We start from the raw sequence: 15,616 nt of genomic DNA, 5'->3' as shown, positions 1-15,616 counted from the left end.
ATCACAGCACTCCCATCAAGTAGACGAAGGAGAATACACAGATCCAAACGATATCCAGGAAGTGCCAGAACAAGCTCAAGCATAGGATACGCGGGCGCGTTTTGTCAGTCAGCCCTTTGGTCGACAGCTGAACCAGCATGACCAAAATCCAGATCATACCGAACGTAACGTGCAGCCCGTGCGTGCCTACCAACGTGAAGAAGGACGATAGGAAGGCACTACGATCCGGCCCATAGCCTTCGTTGATTAGGTGATGGAATTCGTAAAGCTCCATACCCAAAAAGCCGAGGCCTAGGATAAAGGTGATGACCAACCACATTTTCACCTGGCCAAGGCGGTTGGCATTCATTGCCAACACGCCCATGCCGAAGGTGAAACTACTGATCAGCAGCGAAAACGTACCGCCAAGAATCAACGGCAGCTCAAAAATGTCTGCGCCGGTTGGTCCACCCGCCGTGCCCCTCATGAGCACGGCGTAGGCTGCGAACAGTGACCCGAAGATCACTAGATCGCTCATTAGGTAGACCCAGAAACCAAACACTTTGGTACCAGCGGCATCGTGGTGCTCATGCTCTTCAGCATGGGCATCGAGATGTTGTGTTTCAGTAGCCATTACGCCTGGGCCTCCACACGTTGTTGATGGGCACGCTCGATACGCTCGACCTCAGCTGCTGGCACGTAGTAATCGATATCGTCGTTAAATACCCGCACCAAGAAGCTGATCAGCATACCAATGACGCCAAACCCTGCCAGCCACCAGATATGCCATATCATCGCGAAACCGAAGATCATCGCAAATAAACTGATGATCACACCTGCTCCGGTATTTTTGGGCATATGGATATCGGTATAAGGCGCTTCTTCTAGCTGCTCGTTGCTACGCTGCTTTTGCGACCAGAAGCTATCGATATCGCCCACAACCGGTAAGCGTGCAAAGTTATAGAACGGCGCAGGTGAGGAAGTAGACCACTCAAGCGTACGACCATGCCACGGGTCACCAGTAACATCCGCATTCTTCTTGCGGTCACGAATACTGACAACGAACTGGATAATGGTGCATAGAATGCCTAGTGCAATGATAACCGCACCTACCCATGCAAGAATCATCCACGGCTGCCATTCGGCATTTGGGTAGGAGTTCATGCGGCGTACAGCACCGAAGAAGCTCAGTACGTAAAGCGGCATAAAGGCAACATAGAAGCCGACAAACCAGCACCAGAACGCACGTTTGCCCCACTTCTCGTCCAGCATGAAGCCGTACGCTTTCGGGAACCAGTAGGTCAGACCCGCCATCATACCGAACACCACACCACCGACGATAACGTTGTGGAAGTGGGCAATAACGAACAGGCTGTTATGCAGCACGAAGTTGGCCGCAGGTACTGACAGCATAACGCCTGTCATACCACCGATAGTAAAGGTGATGATAAAGCCCAGCGTCCAAAGTACTGGCGACGTCAGCTCCAGGCTTCCACGGAACATAGTGAACAGCCAGTTAAACACTTTCACACCGGTGGGGATGGCAATAATCATCGTCATTATGCCGAAGAAGGCATTGACGTTCGCACCCGCCCCCATGGTGAAGAAGTGGTGCAGCCACACAATAAAGGACAGCAAAGTAATCGCGATTGTCGCCCACACCATCGTCATGTAGCCAAACAGCCGTTTACGGGCGAATGTGGCGATAACTTCAGAGAACACACCGAAGGCAGGCAGAATCAAGATGTAAACTTCTGGATGGCCCCATGCCCAAATGAGGTTGACGTACATCATCATGTTGCCGCCAAAATCATTGGTAAAGAAGTGCATGCCCAGATAGCGATCTAACGTTAGCATCGCAATGGTAGCCGTCAGGATCGGGAACGAGGCAATGATCAATACGTTGGCGCACAGCGAGGTCCACGTAAAGATCGGCATGCGGAACATGGTCATGCCTTTAGTACGCATTTTAATAATGGTGACGAAGAAGTTGATACCTGTGAGCGTTGTACCTATCCCGGATATCTGCAACGCCCATATCCAATAATCCACCCCGACCCCGGGGCTAAACTCTATCCCCGATAACGGCGCGTAAGCGAGCCAGCCCGTTGTGGCAAACTCCCCGACGAACAGCGAGATGTTAACCAGCAGCGCCGACACGGCAAACAGCCAGAAACTCAGGTTATTCAGGAATGGGAACGCAACATCGCGCGCACCAATTTGCAGTGGCACTACAAGGTTCATCAGACCAATCACCATCGGCATTGCGACGAAGAAGATCATGATGACGCCATGCGCGGTAAAGATCTGGTCGTAGTGGTGAGGCGGCAGAATGCCTTCAGAGCCACCGGCCGCAATGGCTAGCTGTGTACGCATCATGATCGCGTCGGCAAAGCCACGCAGCAGCATGATCAACGCCACAATAAAGTACATGATACCGAGTTTTTTATGGTCGATGGAGGTGAACCATTCGTTCCATAGCCAGCCCCACTTACGGAAATAGGTTAACGCGCCCAACAGGGCCGCCCCACCTAAAATAGCGATAATTCCCGATATCAACAAAATGGGTTCGTGATACGGAATTGCTTCTAAGGTTAGTTTACCGAACACGGTTTACTCTCCCGCCTCGTTGCTCAAAGATTGACGAGCTTCGTGGCTATCGATGGCTGGCGCACGATTTTCATCATGTGATGGGTTTGGGTCGGTACCTGAATGAAAGCTCGACACCAGACGCTCGTAAAACTCAGGCGTAACGCTTGAGAAGTACTCGACGGGATTAAACTCAGACTGCTCCGCTAACGCTTCGTAGCCTTCTGGATAACTCAGCGTGTTAGGTGATTGCGCAACTTCTGCAACCCAAGCATCGAAATCTTCGTTTGACGTCACGTGTGCGTCGAAGGTCATGCCCGAAAATCCAGCACCGCTATAGTTGGTCGAACGACCTGGATAAACACCAACTTCATTGGCGATCAAGTGAACATCGTTATCCATGCCGGCCATGGCGTAGATCTGGCTGCCTAGGCGGGGAATGAAAAACGCGTTCATCACTGTCCCTGAGCTCACACGAAAACGCACGGGCGTATCGACAGGGAAAGCCAATTCATTAACACTGGCGATGCCTTGTTCTGGATAGACGAACAGCCATTTCCAATCCAGCGCTATGGCCTGAATCTCCATCGGCTCAACGTCGCTTTCCAACGGCTTATGAGGATCAAGACTGTGGGACGTTTTCCAGGTTAATAGGGCGAGCACAACGATAATCGCGCAAGGCACGATCCAAATCACCGCCTCAATCAAATTGGAGTGCGCCCAGTCAGGCGTATATTTCGCGACGCTATTACTGCGACGATAACGCCAACCGAACAGCATCGTCATTGCAATAACTGGAATGACCACAATCAACATCAGACCAAACGATGTGAGGATCAGCGTACGCTGCTCAGCGCCAACTTGGCCTTTTGGGTCTAACAGCGCCGAGCTGCAGCCTGCTAGAAAAAGGCACAGCGCAAGTAGCACCAAAGTGCCTCGCCTACGCCACAGTGAGTGTCGTTGCATGGTGTGATCTCATCAGAGGTTCAATAAACACTAGCCAACTACAAAGCAGGCTAACTATCACCCCATACTTTTCCCAAAGCATTATCCTCAAAAAACGCCCTACCGCTGCGATTTAAAAAGGCCGTACGATGTCAATCAGCGCTATGTCAATCAGCGCTAATTAGTACGTTAACTGCTGCTTTAACCGCTACGTTTGCAACTAAGGCGCGTAGCAGGCGGCATCGGTAGCATTGCTCCGGGAAAAATATGCGCCGTCGAATGGGAATGGCGGCGGGTCTCTTTCGTCAAACGATCAAGATTGTAGCATTCTCTACTGGTCTGGGTCATGCAAGAAGTGGCGCTTTGACGCACCCCAAGTAGTTGCTGTTTGATACTATTGCCAAAGCGCTTATGCGATGCTAACAGTGGGCACATCACCGCCGGGATTGGTTAGTAACTGCGGCGCGCCCTTCTCATCGGTAACGATTACATCAAAATCTTCCAGCGAGGCGAAGTAGGCCGGCCGAATCACGCCAAACTTGCTGGCATCCACCACTAATAAGCGCTGCATCGCCGTCGAAATGGCCGCCTGTTTGGGCGCCACCTCATGAAAGTGGAAGCAGCTCACTCCGCGCGCAAGGTCCACTCCCGCTGCCGAAATGAGCGCTTTGTTAATACCCAAACGCTCAATAGCCGCGGCCATCGTATCGCTGCCAAACGACTGGGAAACTGCATAGAATAGCCCACCCAATAGCACTAAGCGCACGTTGGGCAATGCAGCGACCGCATTGGCCACATTGAGCGCATAGGTCACCACCGTCAGTTCTTGAAAATGGCTTAACTGACTTAATAGCGGGATAAGCGTCGAGCCGCAGTCAATGAACAGCGTGTCGCCCTCCTCGATAAACGTAAGCGCGTGCTGGCAAAGCCGATATTTGGCTTGGTAATGGCTATCCTGCTGCTCGGTTAAATCATATTTAGGGATTGCGCTAGCGTAGTTCGCCATAAAGAGGCGCCCACCCAGCAAACTAATAGCAGAGGGCTGGGTAGTGAGATCGCGGCGAATAGTCATTTCCGAGACACTGCACAGCTCTGCGGCATCGCGCAAATGCAGGGTGCCGCCACAGGCAAGCGCTTCCTGAAGCCTGCTAATGCGCAACGCGCTACGGCCATTAATAGTGGGCATCCTCTTACGACCCCTCTTCTTATGATGACTGCGACATCCTTATCGCACTCATTCTTCACTGACGACTTTTGATTCTATGTTGAGCGAACGTCGGCGTCATTGCCACTGACTTATTTTCACGGACACGACGACTTTTTATGCTCCGACGCCCTAAGCAAAAGAAATACCAAAAGCAGGTAGTAGAACGCTTGCAAATCCGCGTTATAAAAATAACACTAAATGTTATAATTTTAACATTAACGCCAGCCCGCACGATTCTAACCTCGGATAGCCACCCTCTATGGCTCCGCACTAACTTTTGTTGAGGCTTTCATGACTACTCGTACACGCTCTTGTACACCCTCTCGCACCTTGCCTCTGATTCCGCTGGGCGCTGGCGTAGCTGGAATATTAGGAGCCACCTTTGCCACGCCGCTACTGGCAGACCCCGCTCAGCCTAACTCTCTTAATCCGCTCTGGTCCTTTGCTAACGTCTCCGTTAACTACTTGGACTGGTCGAACGGCACCGAAGCCCGCACGGCCTCTAACGCGGCAAAAAGCGACTTTATGTTTCTCGAAATCGAAGGCGGCGCTGGCTTTAGCTGGGGCGAATTTTACGGTTTTTTTGATTTCGAGAACCCTACCAACGACCAGTTTGATGAGTCCAGCGGTGGTAAAGACAACTTTCGCACTGCGGGCAAGCTCACGTCGCACATTTATTTAGGCGACAGCCCGCTGTCAATTTACGCCCACCTTTACGACTTTCGCGACTATGGTTTTGAAAGCCGTGAGCAGGACCAGGTGCTGGGCTTAGGCTACCTCACTACGTTTGATAACGGCCTATGGTTTAAACCGTTTATTGGCGCTGCTCGCGTGCAAAGCGATGGTTACACCGGCATGAACGGCTACATGGCAGGCTGGGTGGCGGGTTATGATTTCACTGCACTCAATCAGAACTTCAGCGTGACCAACTGGCACGAGCAAACGTTTGGCCGTGATGACGAGTATCTGGAGCAGAACTATGTGGGCGCTTCCGCAGGCAGCGTAGGCACCAACGGCGCCTTAAGCCTCTGGTGGCACCCGAGTGACTTGATCACCACCGGCATTCAGTATCGCTACTCAGAAAATAAGTTGGGCACTCCCAACGATTATCAAAATGCGATGATTTACTCCGTCAAGCTCAACTTACTATAAGTATTTGCAACCAGTAAGCTTTTGTAACCCGCGCGCCTAACCCTCGCGTACTCGAAGGATCCCCCTATGACACTCCTTATGAGCTTGGTAGGCATGGTCACGCTGGTGGCCATTGCTCTGATCTTTTCTTACGACCGTAAATCTATCCGCCTGCGCACCGTATTGGGCGCGTTCGCTATTCAAGCCAGCATTGGTGCCTTTGTACTGTATGTGCCCTTCGGCCAGGCGGTGCTACAAGCTATATCGAGCGGCGTTAGCCAAATATTGGTCTATGCCAACGACGGTATTGGCTTTCTGTTTGGTGGCTTAGCCGACGTTGATAACGTCGGCTTTGTGTTTGCCATTAAAGTGCTGCCGGTGATTATCTTCTTCTCGTCACTGATTGCCGTGCTGTACTACATCGGCATTATGCAGTGGGTCATCCGCATCTTGGGTGGCGCGCTACAAAAAGCGCTTGGCACCTCACGCACCGAATCCCTTTCCGCCACCGCGAATATTTTTGTTGGCCAAACGGAAGCGCCGCTTGTGGTACGCCCGTTTATCGCCCGCATGACGCCTTCACAGCTGTTTGCAGTGATGTGTGGCGGCCTAGCCTCGGTGGCTGGCTCAGTACTGGCGGGTTACGCCGCGCTGGGCATTCCTATGGAGTACTTGGTAGCAGCATCGTTCATGGCCGCCCCGGGCGGGCTGCTTTTTGCTAAGCTGATCATGCCGGAAACGCAAGACGTCACGGATAGCGACAGCGTCTCCAAAGTGGAAGAAGAAATTGACGCTCAGGAAGACAAGCCTGCCAACGTGTTAGACGCCGCCGCCTCCGGCGCTACCTCTGGCCTTATGCTGGCTGCTAACGTGGGTGCTATGCTGTTAGCCTTTATCGCGCTAATTGCCTTAATTAACGGCATTCTTGGCGGCATTGGCGGCTGGGTTGGCTTTGAATCCCTTAGCTTAGAAATGATCTTAGGCTGGCTGTTCGCCCCGCTGGCTTTTTTGCTCGGCGTGCCTTGGGAAGAAGCAACGCTGGCAGGTTCATTCATCGGTCAAAAGCTGGTGGTCAATGAGTTTGTCGCCTACATCAACTTAGCGCCGTACATTGATGGGGAGCAGGTCGTTGCGGCCACGGGCCAACTAATGACGCCGCACACCATGGCGATTCTCTCCTTTGCGCTATGTGGCTTTGCCAACCTATCCTCCATTGCGATTCTGCTGGGCGGCCTGGGCAGCATTGCACCCACCCGTCGCAAAGAAATTGCTCGCTTTGGTGTCAAAGCCGTTTTGGCCGGTACGCTTTCCAACTTAATGTCGGCCACTATTGCCGGCTTCTTTATTGCGCTGAGTAGTGCCGCAAGCTAACAGCAGCAAGCACGACACCCTGTAACGGACGCTGTTGTTTTAGATCGCAGTGTCCGTTTTTTCTTTTACCAATTTGCGAGAATTCTATGACCGCGACTGCCTCCCCACAAATCGCTCAAGCCGCCCGCCAAGCGCTGACGATGATGGATTTGACAAGCCTGAATGACAATGACACCGACAGCACGATCGAATCGCTGTGCCAGCAGGTGAAAACGCCTTTCGGACACCCGGCCGCGGTATGCGTTTATCCGCAGTTTATTGTCACTGCGCAGCGCGCGCTCACTGCCCACACGCTCAATGATCAGGTCAAGATTGCCACTGTTACCAACTTCCCCCATGGCGGTGACGACATCATGGGTGCTGCCCGTGAAACCCGCGACGCCGTTGCCTCAGGTGCGCATGAAGTGGATGTAGTATTTCCCTACCGCGCGCTAATGGCAGGCGACGAAGAAACAGGACTTGAACTGGTTGAGATGTGCAAAGCCGCCTGTGCTGGCCAGGCGCTACTCAAAGTGATCATTGAGTCTGGCGAACTCAAAGAGCCTGCGTTGATCAAACGCGCCAGTGAACTCGCCATTGAAGGCGGCGCCGACTTTATTAAAACGTCGACCGGCAAAGTGGCCGTCAACGCCACGTTAGAAGCCGCTGAAATTATGCTCAACGCGATTAAAGCCAGCGGTAAAGACGTTGGATTCAAAGCGGCGGGTGGCGTTAAAACCGCTGAAGATGCGGCCGAATATCTGGCCCTCGCCAGCGACATTATGGGCGCCGCCTGGGTGACGCCCGCGCACTTTCGCTTCGGCGCCTCTAGCCTGTTAGGCAACTTATTAGACACATTGACCGGCAACACCAACGCCGCCCCCATTGACGGAGGTTATTAATGTCAGCCAACGCAACCAAACATGCCCTACTTCCTCAAGAGCTGATTCGCCTTAAGCGTGACGGCCAACCGCTGCCTGCTGAAGAGATTAAAGGTTTCGTGCAGGGCATTGCCGATGACCGCATTAGCGATGCCCAAATTGGCGCCTTCACCATGGCCGTGTTTCTCAACGGTATGAGCCGTGAAGAAGTGGTCGCACTGACTACCGCCACCCGCGACTCCGGCCATGTGATGCAGTGGAGCGACCTAAACCTGCCCGGCCCGATTGTTGATAAGCACTCCACCGGCGGCGTAGGCGATTTAGTCTCGCTAGTACTCGGCCCGTGGGTCGCTGCTTGCGGTGCCTTTGTGCCGATGATTTCTGGGCGTGGCCTGGGTCATACCGGCGGCACGCTGGATAAGCTTGAATCAATCCCCGGCTACGACCCTTACCCTGCGCCAGAACGCTTTCGCGAGGTGGTGAAATCCACCGGCGTGGCTATTATCGGCCAAACGGGCGACTTGGCCCCCGCGGACAAACGTATTTACGGCGTGCGTGATGTGACCGCTACAGTGGAATCTATTCCGCTGATTACCGCCTCTATTCTCGGCAAAAAGCTGGCGTCAGGGCTGGATGCGCTGGTCATGGATGTCAAAGTCGGCAGTGGCGCTTTTATGCCCACGCCGGAAAAATCCCGCGAGCTTGCCAAAAGTATCGCGAACGTAGCAACGCAGGCGGGCACCCCCACCACGGCCCTGCTTACCGACATGAGCCAGCCGCTGGCGCCCTGTGCCGGTAACGCTGTCGAGATTGTTGAAACACTGGCGCTGCTGCGCGGCGACCGCGCGGATAGCCGCGTGATGCAGGTAACGCGTGAGTTGGCGGTGGAAATGCTGATTGCTGGCAAACTCGCAGGTTCCCGTGAAGATGCGCTTAAACAGCTTGAAAAAGCGCTAACCTCCGGCGCTGCCGCCGAAGTATTTGCCCGCATGGTGCGCGAGCTTGGCGGCCCCAGCGACTTTATGGAACGCTCTGATCACTACTTGGTCAAGGCCGAGGTGATTAAACCGGTGTACGCCGAGCAAGCAGGCAATGAACAGCGAGTCGTACAGCGTATTGATACCCGCGCCGTGGGCATGAGCGTGGTGGAACTGGGTGGTGGTCGCCTGCGTAACGACGCAAGCGTTGACCACAGCGTAGGCTTCACAGAGATCGTCGAAATCGGCGATAGCGTGGATAACCAACGCCCCATCGCCATGGTACACGCCCGCAGCGAAGCCGCCGCCGAGCGTGCCGCCGAGCAGCTGCGCGCAGCGTTTACGATGGGCGAAGGTCCGGCCAACGCCGACACTCTGCTGCAAGACACGTTTCGTGGAGCAGCCTCATGAGCCGCGCGATTGTAATCGTCCTTGACTCTTTTGGAATTGGCGCCGCCCCGGATGCCGCCACTTTTGGCGATGTAGGGGCTGACACTCTGGGCCACATCGCCGCCGCCTGCGCCCGTAATGAGGCCGATAACGCCCACCGGGCAGGGCCACTCAAGCTGCCCAACATGGCCAAGCTTGGCCTGTTTCATGCCCACCGCGATGCCACCGGCAGCGTGGCCGAAGGCGTGATGCTACCGGAAAGCCTGGAAGGTGCTTACGCCCACGCTAAAGAAATTTCCAGCGGTAAAGACACGCCCTCCGGACACTGGGAAATTGCTGGCGTGCCGGTGCGCTTTGACTGGGGTTACTTCCTCGATAAAACCGACAGCTTCCCGCTGGAACTGCTCGATGCCATCGTTCAAGAATCGGATTTCACCGGCGTGATTGGCAACTGCCACGCGTCGGGCACCGAGATCATCGCCCGCCTGGGTGAAGAGCACATCGCCACGGACAAGCCGATCGTTTACACCTCGGCAGATTCGGTGTTCCAGATTGCTGCTCACGAAGAGTATTTTGGCCTGGAACGGCTGTATACGCTGTGTGAGACCGTCCGCGAACTGCTTGAGCCCTACAACATTGGCCGCGTTATCGCCCGCCCGTTTGTGGGTGAGGACAGCAAGACCTTTGCCCGCACCGGCAACCGCCGCGACTACAGCGTTGAGCCACCGGCCCCCACGGTGCTGCAAAAGCTCGCCGATGCCGGCGGCGAAGTGGTGTCTATTGGTAAAATCGCCGACATTTACGCTCATTGCGGCATTACCCACAAGGTAAAAGCTAGCGGCCACGATGCGCTGATGGATGCCACACTCAGCGAGATCAAGCGCACGAGTCAGCGTGACGTCGGTGAGCGCGCCATGATCATGGCCAACTTTGTCGATTTTGACTCGGTTTACGGCCATCGCCGCGACGTGCCCGGCTACGCCGCGGCGCTTGAAGACTTTGATGCCAAGCTGCCCACACTGCTAGCGGCACTGAGTGACGATGACCTGCTGATTCTAACTGCCGATCACGGCTGCGACCCAAGCTGGCACGGCACCGAGCACACTCGCGAATACATTCCGGTTCTAGTGTATGGCCCAGGCTTCACGCCCGGCCCGCTAGGTGCGCGCGATACCTTTGCAGACATTGGCCAAACCCTGGCCGACTTTTTCCTGCTACCGGCCATGGCCGATGGCGAAAGCTTTCTTCCTAACGCTAGCTAACGCCTAGCGCCGCTTAAAGGAGACTTTTATGGCAACCCCGCACATTAACGCCGCCCCCGGTGACTTCGCTGATACTGTATTAATGCCCGGCGACCCGCTGCGCGCCAAATACATCGCCGACACCTATCTAGAAGACGTTCGGCAAGTTAACGATGTTCGCAACATGTTCGGCTACACCGGCACCTATAAAGGCCGCAAGATTTCTGTGATGGGCCACGGCATGGGCATTCCGTCGGTCTCCATCTATGCCAAAGAGCTGATCACCGACTACGGCGTGAAATCGCTGATTCGCGTGGGTTCCTGCGGCGCGGTTCGCGACGATGTCAACGTGCGCGATGTGGTCATTGGCATGGGCGCCAGCACCGACTCCAAGGTCAATCGCATGCGCTTTAACGACCACGATTTTGCAGCGATTGCGGACTTTGATCTGACGCTGCACGCGGTGGCCGCAGCAAAGGCTCAGAACGTTCCGGTAAAAGTCGGCAATATGTTCTCAGCTGACCTGTTCTACAATCCTCAGACCGAGATGGCCGAAATGCTGAAGCGTTACGGCATTGTCGGCGTTGAGATGGAAGCCGCTGGCCTCTACGGCGTCGCCGCCGAGTTTGGTGCCCGTGCCATGACAATCTGCACCGTATCGGATCATATTTTGAAGGGTGAATCGCTCTCCAGCGCCGACCGCCAATCGACCTTCGACGATATGATGCTGATTGCGCTAGACACAGTGCTGCGCGACGACGCAGCGCGCGCTTAGGAGAAAGTGCTCATGAGTCAACGTCATGATGAGGTCGTTTCAGAAGAAATCGTTCAACAGCTGCTAAGTGCGCAAACCAATGCCTATGCACCCTACTCGAACCACCCGGTAGCTTCAGTGATGGTGACGCCGGATGGCCAGCAGTTTGCGGGTGCCAACGTGGAAGTAGCGCACTACAAAGGCCTGTGTGCAGAAGCATCGGCTATTTCAGCGATGGTCACCGCAGGGCAGCGCCAGCTCGCGACCGTGTACGTGATGGGGCCAGGGGATCATCTTTGCACGCCTTGCGGCGATTGCCGCCAGCGTATTCGCGAGTTCGCAACGCCAGCAACGCAAATCAAGGTACTTTCCGCTCGCGGCGAGCTGATGAAAACCTACACCATGGAAACCCTACTGCCTGACGCCTTCGGCCCCGAGCAGTTACCACCGCGTTAATCCCACCTGCACGGCATTAAAGACCAGCTCCTTCGCGGGCTGGTTTTGTGCGTTTATTGCTCGTACTCTTAGTGACGACGACTTATCGATGATGACTTATCAATGATGAAGTGTGCCGCTTAGAGCACATTCCCCTTGGAGAACGCCATGGCTGGTTTACTGCCCAACGTCGATCCCGACGGCTTGCTTGAGTACTCAGTGGTCTACACAGACCGCTCGCTAAATCATATGTCGCAGCAGTTTCAAGGCGTGATGCGCGACATTTCTGCCACGCTGAAAGAAGTCTACAGCGCTCACTCAGTGGCCATTGTGCCCGGTAGCGGGACCTTTGGCATGGAAGCGGTAGCGCGTCAGTTTGCGCTCGATCAGAAAACCCTGGTCATCCGCAACGGCTGGTTTAGCTATCGCTGGACGCAAATTATTGAGATGGGTCGCTTAACCGATCTACACACGGTGCTTAAAGCGCGGCGCATCAATGCCGATGGCGCGACCGCACCTTTTCAGCCGGTGCCCATTGATGAAGCCGTAGCGCAGATTCTTAGCGAAAAACCTGCTGTCGTATTCGCCCCGCAGGTGGAAACCTCGGCTGGCTTGCTGCTGCCGGACGACTATATCCAAGCACTGGCTGAGGCCACTCACGAAGTGGGCGGCTTGTTTGTGTTAGACGCCATCGCCGCTGGCACGCTGTGGGTAGATATGCAGACGCTCGGCATTGACGTGGTGGTGAGTGCTCCTCAGAAAGGCTGGAGCGGCTCACCCTGCTGCGCGATGGTGATGCTCTCAGAGCGCGCCACGCAGCGATTAAGTGAGACGCAGAGCAACAGTTTCGCGTGCGATTTAGCGAAGTGGCACAGCATCATGCAGGCCTATGAAAACGGCGGCCACGCTTATCACGCCACCATGCCGACCGATGCCCTGCGACAGCTGCGTGACATCATGCAGGAGACCCGCGATTATGGCTTTGCCAAGGTAAAAGAGGAGCAGCAAGCCATTGGGCATGACGTCCGCGCCATGCTGAAACGCCACGGCTTTGTTAGCGTTGCCGCTGAAGGCTTTGAGGCACCGGGCGTCGTGGTCTGCTATAACAACGATAGCGGCTTAGTGGGCAAACTGGCCCAGGCGGGCATCCAAGTAGCCGGCGGCGTGCCGCTGATGTGTGATGAAGGCGACAATTTTCAGACCTTCCGCATTGGCCTGTTTGGGCTTGATAAACTCCATCACACCCAGCGTAGCGTCGATAGCTTAGAGCAAGCAATTAAATCAGTGGCCTAATACGACAATGCCCGCCATTAAAGACGGCGGGCATGTTCTACGGCCAGTGATATCTTGGCGAAATGTGCTACGAATAGCCAAAGCCGCGCGGCATCATGCCCAGGTGATTATCGACCCGAGTCACCCCTGCAATGTTTTCTGCTGCAACAGCTGCTGCTTGCTTCTGCTCTAGCGACTCAACTAGCCCCCAAAGCTCTACCGCACCGCCGTTGACAATCACGCTAATGTTTCCCGTCTGCACACCGGCGTTATGCTCAACTTCTTTTAAAATAGCGTCTCGAATGTGTCGATCATCGGTCGGTGATTGGGTCGGTGCCACTGCCGCATTAGCAACCCCTTGTAGCAAGTTGGCACGACTGACAATGCCTATCAGCTTATCGTCGCGCACGACGGGTACGCGTTTAATGTGATTTTTTTCTAGCAATCGAGCAATATCGTGAAGGGGTGTGTTCTCTTCCACCGTGATCGGATTCGAGGTCATCACTTCATGCGCTTTACGGCCGTGCTGCTTAACGTAGTCGCCGGGATCTTTGCCCCCGCTAACCAGTGATAACCACCAGGACTGATTGCCGTCATCATCATTTTTCAATTGGCGCATTAAATCGCCTTCGCTGACAATCCCGATCACCCGTTGCTCACTATCAACAACTGGAACGGCACTAATACGGTGATTGATCAATAGCTGGGCAATTTCGCGCACCTCGGCATCGGGGCTCACACTGATGACTTTTGGCGTCATAATATCAATAGCTTGCATGGCTTTTCTCCTTGCGACAGCTCTAAGATGAACCTTAAAGGCTGCGCCGCAAACGCAGGTTAACCTACCCATTATTTGAGCCTAGTTCGCTCCTCGCGATTTAGCCATGCATTCGCTGTGGTTCACGCTGTTAGTTGCTGCCCTTCATGACCTCGTTCTTGATGACCTCGTTCTTAATGACAGTATTCTCTTCGACTTTTTCAACATCAACAATCCCTGAGCGACTGACCACAACCTTCCAGCGGGCAAGATAGGGCGAGTCTTCGCTGCCGGTTTCTCGAACGACGAGGTTAAATAAATGGCGACGCTCAACGCTTTCACGAACCGCTTGGCCATCTTTCAGGCGGTATATGTGGTGCTTTCCCTTATTCATTAATCGAGTAAGCATTGATATATCGAGATTCAGCGTTTCACGGGTATGTTCGTAGCCGCTTAAAAAACGAGTGGGCGACATACGCGAACTTGAACGATAGTGCAGCACCATTTCTTCACGCTGGGCGACCGTGCGGCGGCGCATCTGCTGAATGTCGTCGCTTAACGAGGCGAAGCGTTTGTAATCAAACCACTCTAGCTGGCGGCCTACCAAGGCATTACGAGTAGGGTCGAGATACTGACGGCGCCACTTAGGCCGTCCTTTGCGCAGCAGCCGCCAGAGGGTGTTGCGCAAATCGTCTTTGAACACTTCCCGCATGGCGTAAAGAAGCGCCATGGCCAGCACAAACAGCGCCGTAATATCGCCTACCACCTCACGCACGCGTAATACACCCAACGTTACGCATGCCATCACCACGGCCGTCGCCAGCGCCTTAACCGCTTTTTGCTCACCGCCACCCAGCTCTAACGCCTGCTGTTTAAGCGTGATGGGATGCTCGATTAGGCGGCGCAGCAGGCGCATTTTATTCGACATTCGAGTGGGATCAGCCATCACTCGCTCAGCGTTATACTCCTGCTCGCGACGATACTCATCCTCACGATGGCATACGCTAATAAAGCGCCGACGGCTTTCGGTAAACTCACCGCCACGAGGCATGTGCGCTACCAACGCCAACAGCTGCTGCTCAGTAAACCAAGAGAGATAATTATCAATATTAGCAAAGTACTTATATAAGCTTTCATCGCTGGGCTGATTGCGCCGCAGCCGCTTAAGTATGCCATCGCTTAAATCGATCATTTCATTCAGCTGGTCGCGTAAAGCGTTGGCGCTTTCGTGCACCTCACTGTTCTCTTCTCGCTCCTCTTGGCGGGCATGGCGCAGCTTATTGGCACTGACCAACATCATCTGAGTGGTGCGCTCCATCGCCACCACGTACTGATAAGCATATAAACTCAAACTCAGCCGGTAAGAGTCACTGCCCAAACGGTTTCGGCTGGCGAGACGGCTATGCACCAGCGGCAGCAGATATTCGTCACTATAGTAGGTGCGCGACACATTAATTGCCGAGTGGTAAAACGCTTCCTCGGAGATGAGCTGGGTACTTAATCCCAGCTCGCCAGGTATGAAAAGATAAACATCGAGGTTATGCGATGTCTCTTCCTTAAGCCGCCGAGTAAGGCGCAGCTGAAAGCTATTTTTACGCTCAACGTTGATCACTTGCGCTCCCCCCCGACGTCAATGCTCACTACGATAATATTGAGAAGCTAAAGCCACATCTCCAGGATCCTCTGCATTTGGCGAACGGGCGCCACT

The 15,616-nt window shown here is 54.3% G+C and carries 14 protein-coding genes; 8 read left to right on the top strand and 6 right to left on the bottom strand.

The annotated features are described in order from the left end of the window. Window position 1: 1 nt before the first annotated feature. The 4 genes from cyoC to ACT3TF_RS16575 all read right to left on the bottom strand — a co-directional run bounded on the left by cyoC (window position 2) and on the right by ACT3TF_RS16575 (window position 4,690). Window positions 2-613, bottom strand: a complete 612-nt coding sequence (cyoC, locus tag ACT3TF_RS16590) for a cytochrome o ubiquinol oxidase subunit III (RefSeq protein ID WP_444672589.1) — start codon at window positions 611-613, stop codon at window positions 2-4. Beyond that, a complete protein-coding gene (cyoB, locus tag ACT3TF_RS16585; protein WP_441686727.1) occupies window positions 613-2,589 on the bottom strand; it encodes a cytochrome o ubiquinol oxidase subunit I in 1,977 nt (658 codons plus the stop codon). Before cyoB ends, cyoC begins: the two co-directional genes overlap by 1 nt. Before the next feature lie 3 nt (window positions 2,590-2,592). Then, entirely contained in the window at window positions 2,593-3,534 is a 942-nt protein-coding gene (gene cyoA, locus ACT3TF_RS16580) for a ubiquinol oxidase subunit II (RefSeq protein ID WP_096281683.1), read from the bottom strand. Between the two features lie 388 nt (window positions 3,535-3,922). Continuing rightward, window positions 3,923-4,690, bottom strand: coding sequence for a DeoR/GlpR family DNA-binding transcription regulator (locus ACT3TF_RS16575; protein ID WP_096282412.1), 768 nt, complete (start codon window positions 4,688-4,690; stop codon window positions 3,923-3,925). 321 nt (window positions 4,691-5,011) lie between these two features. Here ACT3TF_RS16575 and ACT3TF_RS16570 point away from each other — a divergent pair, with 321 nt between their 5' ends. The 8 genes from ACT3TF_RS16570 to ACT3TF_RS16535 all read left to right on the top strand — a co-directional run bounded on the left by ACT3TF_RS16570 (window position 5,012) and on the right by ACT3TF_RS16535 (window position 13,172). Continuing rightward, window positions 5,012-5,872: an outer membrane protein OmpK gene (locus ACT3TF_RS16570; protein WP_441686653.1), complete on the top strand. Its 861-nt coding sequence runs from the start codon at window positions 5,012-5,014 to the stop codon at window positions 5,870-5,872. A gap of 66 nt (window positions 5,873-5,938) precedes the next feature. After that, entirely contained in the window at window positions 5,939-7,222 is a 1,284-nt protein-coding gene (locus ACT3TF_RS16565; RefSeq protein ID WP_444672588.1) for a NupC/NupG family nucleoside CNT transporter, read from the top strand. Between the two features lie 86 nt (window positions 7,223-7,308). Next, window positions 7,309-8,103, top strand: a complete 795-nt coding sequence (gene deoC / locus ACT3TF_RS16560) for a deoxyribose-phosphate aldolase (RefSeq protein ID WP_444672587.1) — start codon at window positions 7,309-7,311, stop codon at window positions 8,101-8,103. Continuing rightward, complete coding sequence (gene deoA, locus ACT3TF_RS16555) at window positions 8,103-9,470, top strand: thymidine phosphorylase (RefSeq protein WP_444672586.1); 1,368 nt, start codon at window positions 8,103-8,105, stop codon at window positions 9,468-9,470. The genes deoC and deoA overlap by 1 nt, the downstream gene beginning before the upstream one ends. Beyond that, window positions 9,467-10,711: a phosphopentomutase gene (locus ACT3TF_RS16550; protein ID WP_444672585.1), complete on the top strand. Its 1,245-nt coding sequence runs from the start codon at window positions 9,467-9,469 to the stop codon at window positions 10,709-10,711. The genes deoA and ACT3TF_RS16550 overlap by 4 nt, the downstream gene beginning before the upstream one ends. 28 nt (window positions 10,712-10,739) lie before the next feature. Next, window positions 10,740-11,465, top strand: coding sequence for a purine-nucleoside phosphorylase (gene deoD / locus ACT3TF_RS16545; protein WP_444624590.1), 726 nt, complete (start codon window positions 10,740-10,742; stop codon window positions 11,463-11,465). 12 nt (window positions 11,466-11,477) lie between these two features. After that, window positions 11,478-11,900 (top strand): cytidine deaminase, encoded by a 423-nt coding sequence (cdd, locus tag ACT3TF_RS16540; protein ID WP_441686648.1) that lies wholly within the window; start codon window positions 11,478-11,480, stop codon window positions 11,898-11,900. A gap of 147 nt (window positions 11,901-12,047) precedes the next feature. Then, a complete protein-coding gene (locus tag ACT3TF_RS16535) occupies window positions 12,048-13,172 on the top strand; it encodes an aminotransferase class V-fold PLP-dependent enzyme (protein ID WP_441686647.1) in 1,125 nt (374 codons plus the stop codon). A gap of 67 nt (window positions 13,173-13,239) precedes the next feature. Here the strand turns inward: ACT3TF_RS16535 and ACT3TF_RS16530 are convergent, their stop codons facing one another. After that, window positions 13,240-13,929, bottom strand: a complete 690-nt coding sequence (locus tag ACT3TF_RS16530) for a CBS domain-containing protein (protein WP_441686646.1) — start codon at window positions 13,927-13,929, stop codon at window positions 13,240-13,242. A gap of 130 nt (window positions 13,930-14,059) precedes the next feature. Continuing rightward, on the bottom strand, window positions 14,060-15,520 hold the full coding sequence (locus ACT3TF_RS16525; RefSeq protein WP_442352079.1) for a hypothetical protein: 1,461 nt from the start codon (window positions 15,518-15,520) through the stop codon (window positions 14,060-14,062). Window positions 15,521-15,616: the final 96 nt, after the last annotated feature.

It is taken from the genome of Halomonas sp. AOP25-F1-15 (assembly GCF_052378675.1).
Taxonomy (GTDB): Bacteria; Pseudomonadota; Gammaproteobacteria; order Pseudomonadales; family Halomonadaceae; genus Vreelandella; species Vreelandella casei.
This window is presented reverse-complemented; position numbering and strand designations above follow the sequence as displayed.

Bases quoted from the DNA above. Each gene is read 5' to 3' on its own strand.
- ACT3TF_RS16565 (WP_444672588.1), top strand. From the start codon at position 5,939: ATGACACTCCTTATGAGCTTGGTAGGCATGGTCACGCTGGTGGCCATT.
- ACT3TF_RS16550 (WP_444672585.1), top strand. From the start codon at position 9,467: ATGAGCCGCGCGATTGTAATCGTCCTTGACTCTTTTGGAATTGGCGCC.
- cyoA (WP_096281683.1), bottom strand. From the start codon at position 3,534: ATGCAACGACACTCACTGTGGCGTAGGCGAGGCACTTTGGTGCTACTT.
- cyoC (WP_444672589.1), bottom strand. From the start codon at position 613: ATGGCTACTGAAACACAACATCTCGATGCCCATGCTGAAGAGCATGAG.
- deoC (WP_444672587.1), top strand. From the start codon at position 7,309: ATGACCGCGACTGCCTCCCCACAAATCGCTCAAGCCGCCCGCCAAGCG.
- ACT3TF_RS16530 (WP_441686646.1), bottom strand. From the start codon at position 13,929: ATGCAAGCTATTGATATTATGACGCCAAAAGTCATCAGTGTGAGCCCC.
- ACT3TF_RS16570 (WP_441686653.1), top strand. From the start codon at position 5,012: ATGACTACTCGTACACGCTCTTGTACACCCTCTCGCACCTTGCCTCTG.
- cdd (WP_441686648.1), top strand. From the start codon at position 11,478: ATGAGTCAACGTCATGATGAGGTCGTTTCAGAAGAAATCGTTCAACAG.
- ACT3TF_RS16535 (WP_441686647.1), top strand. From the start codon at position 12,048: ATGGCTGGTTTACTGCCCAACGTCGATCCCGACGGCTTGCTTGAGTAC.
- deoD (WP_444624590.1), top strand. From the start codon at position 10,740: ATGGCAACCCCGCACATTAACGCCGCCCCCGGTGACTTCGCTGATACT.
- deoA (WP_444672586.1), top strand. From the start codon at position 8,103: ATGTCAGCCAACGCAACCAAACATGCCCTACTTCCTCAAGAGCTGATT.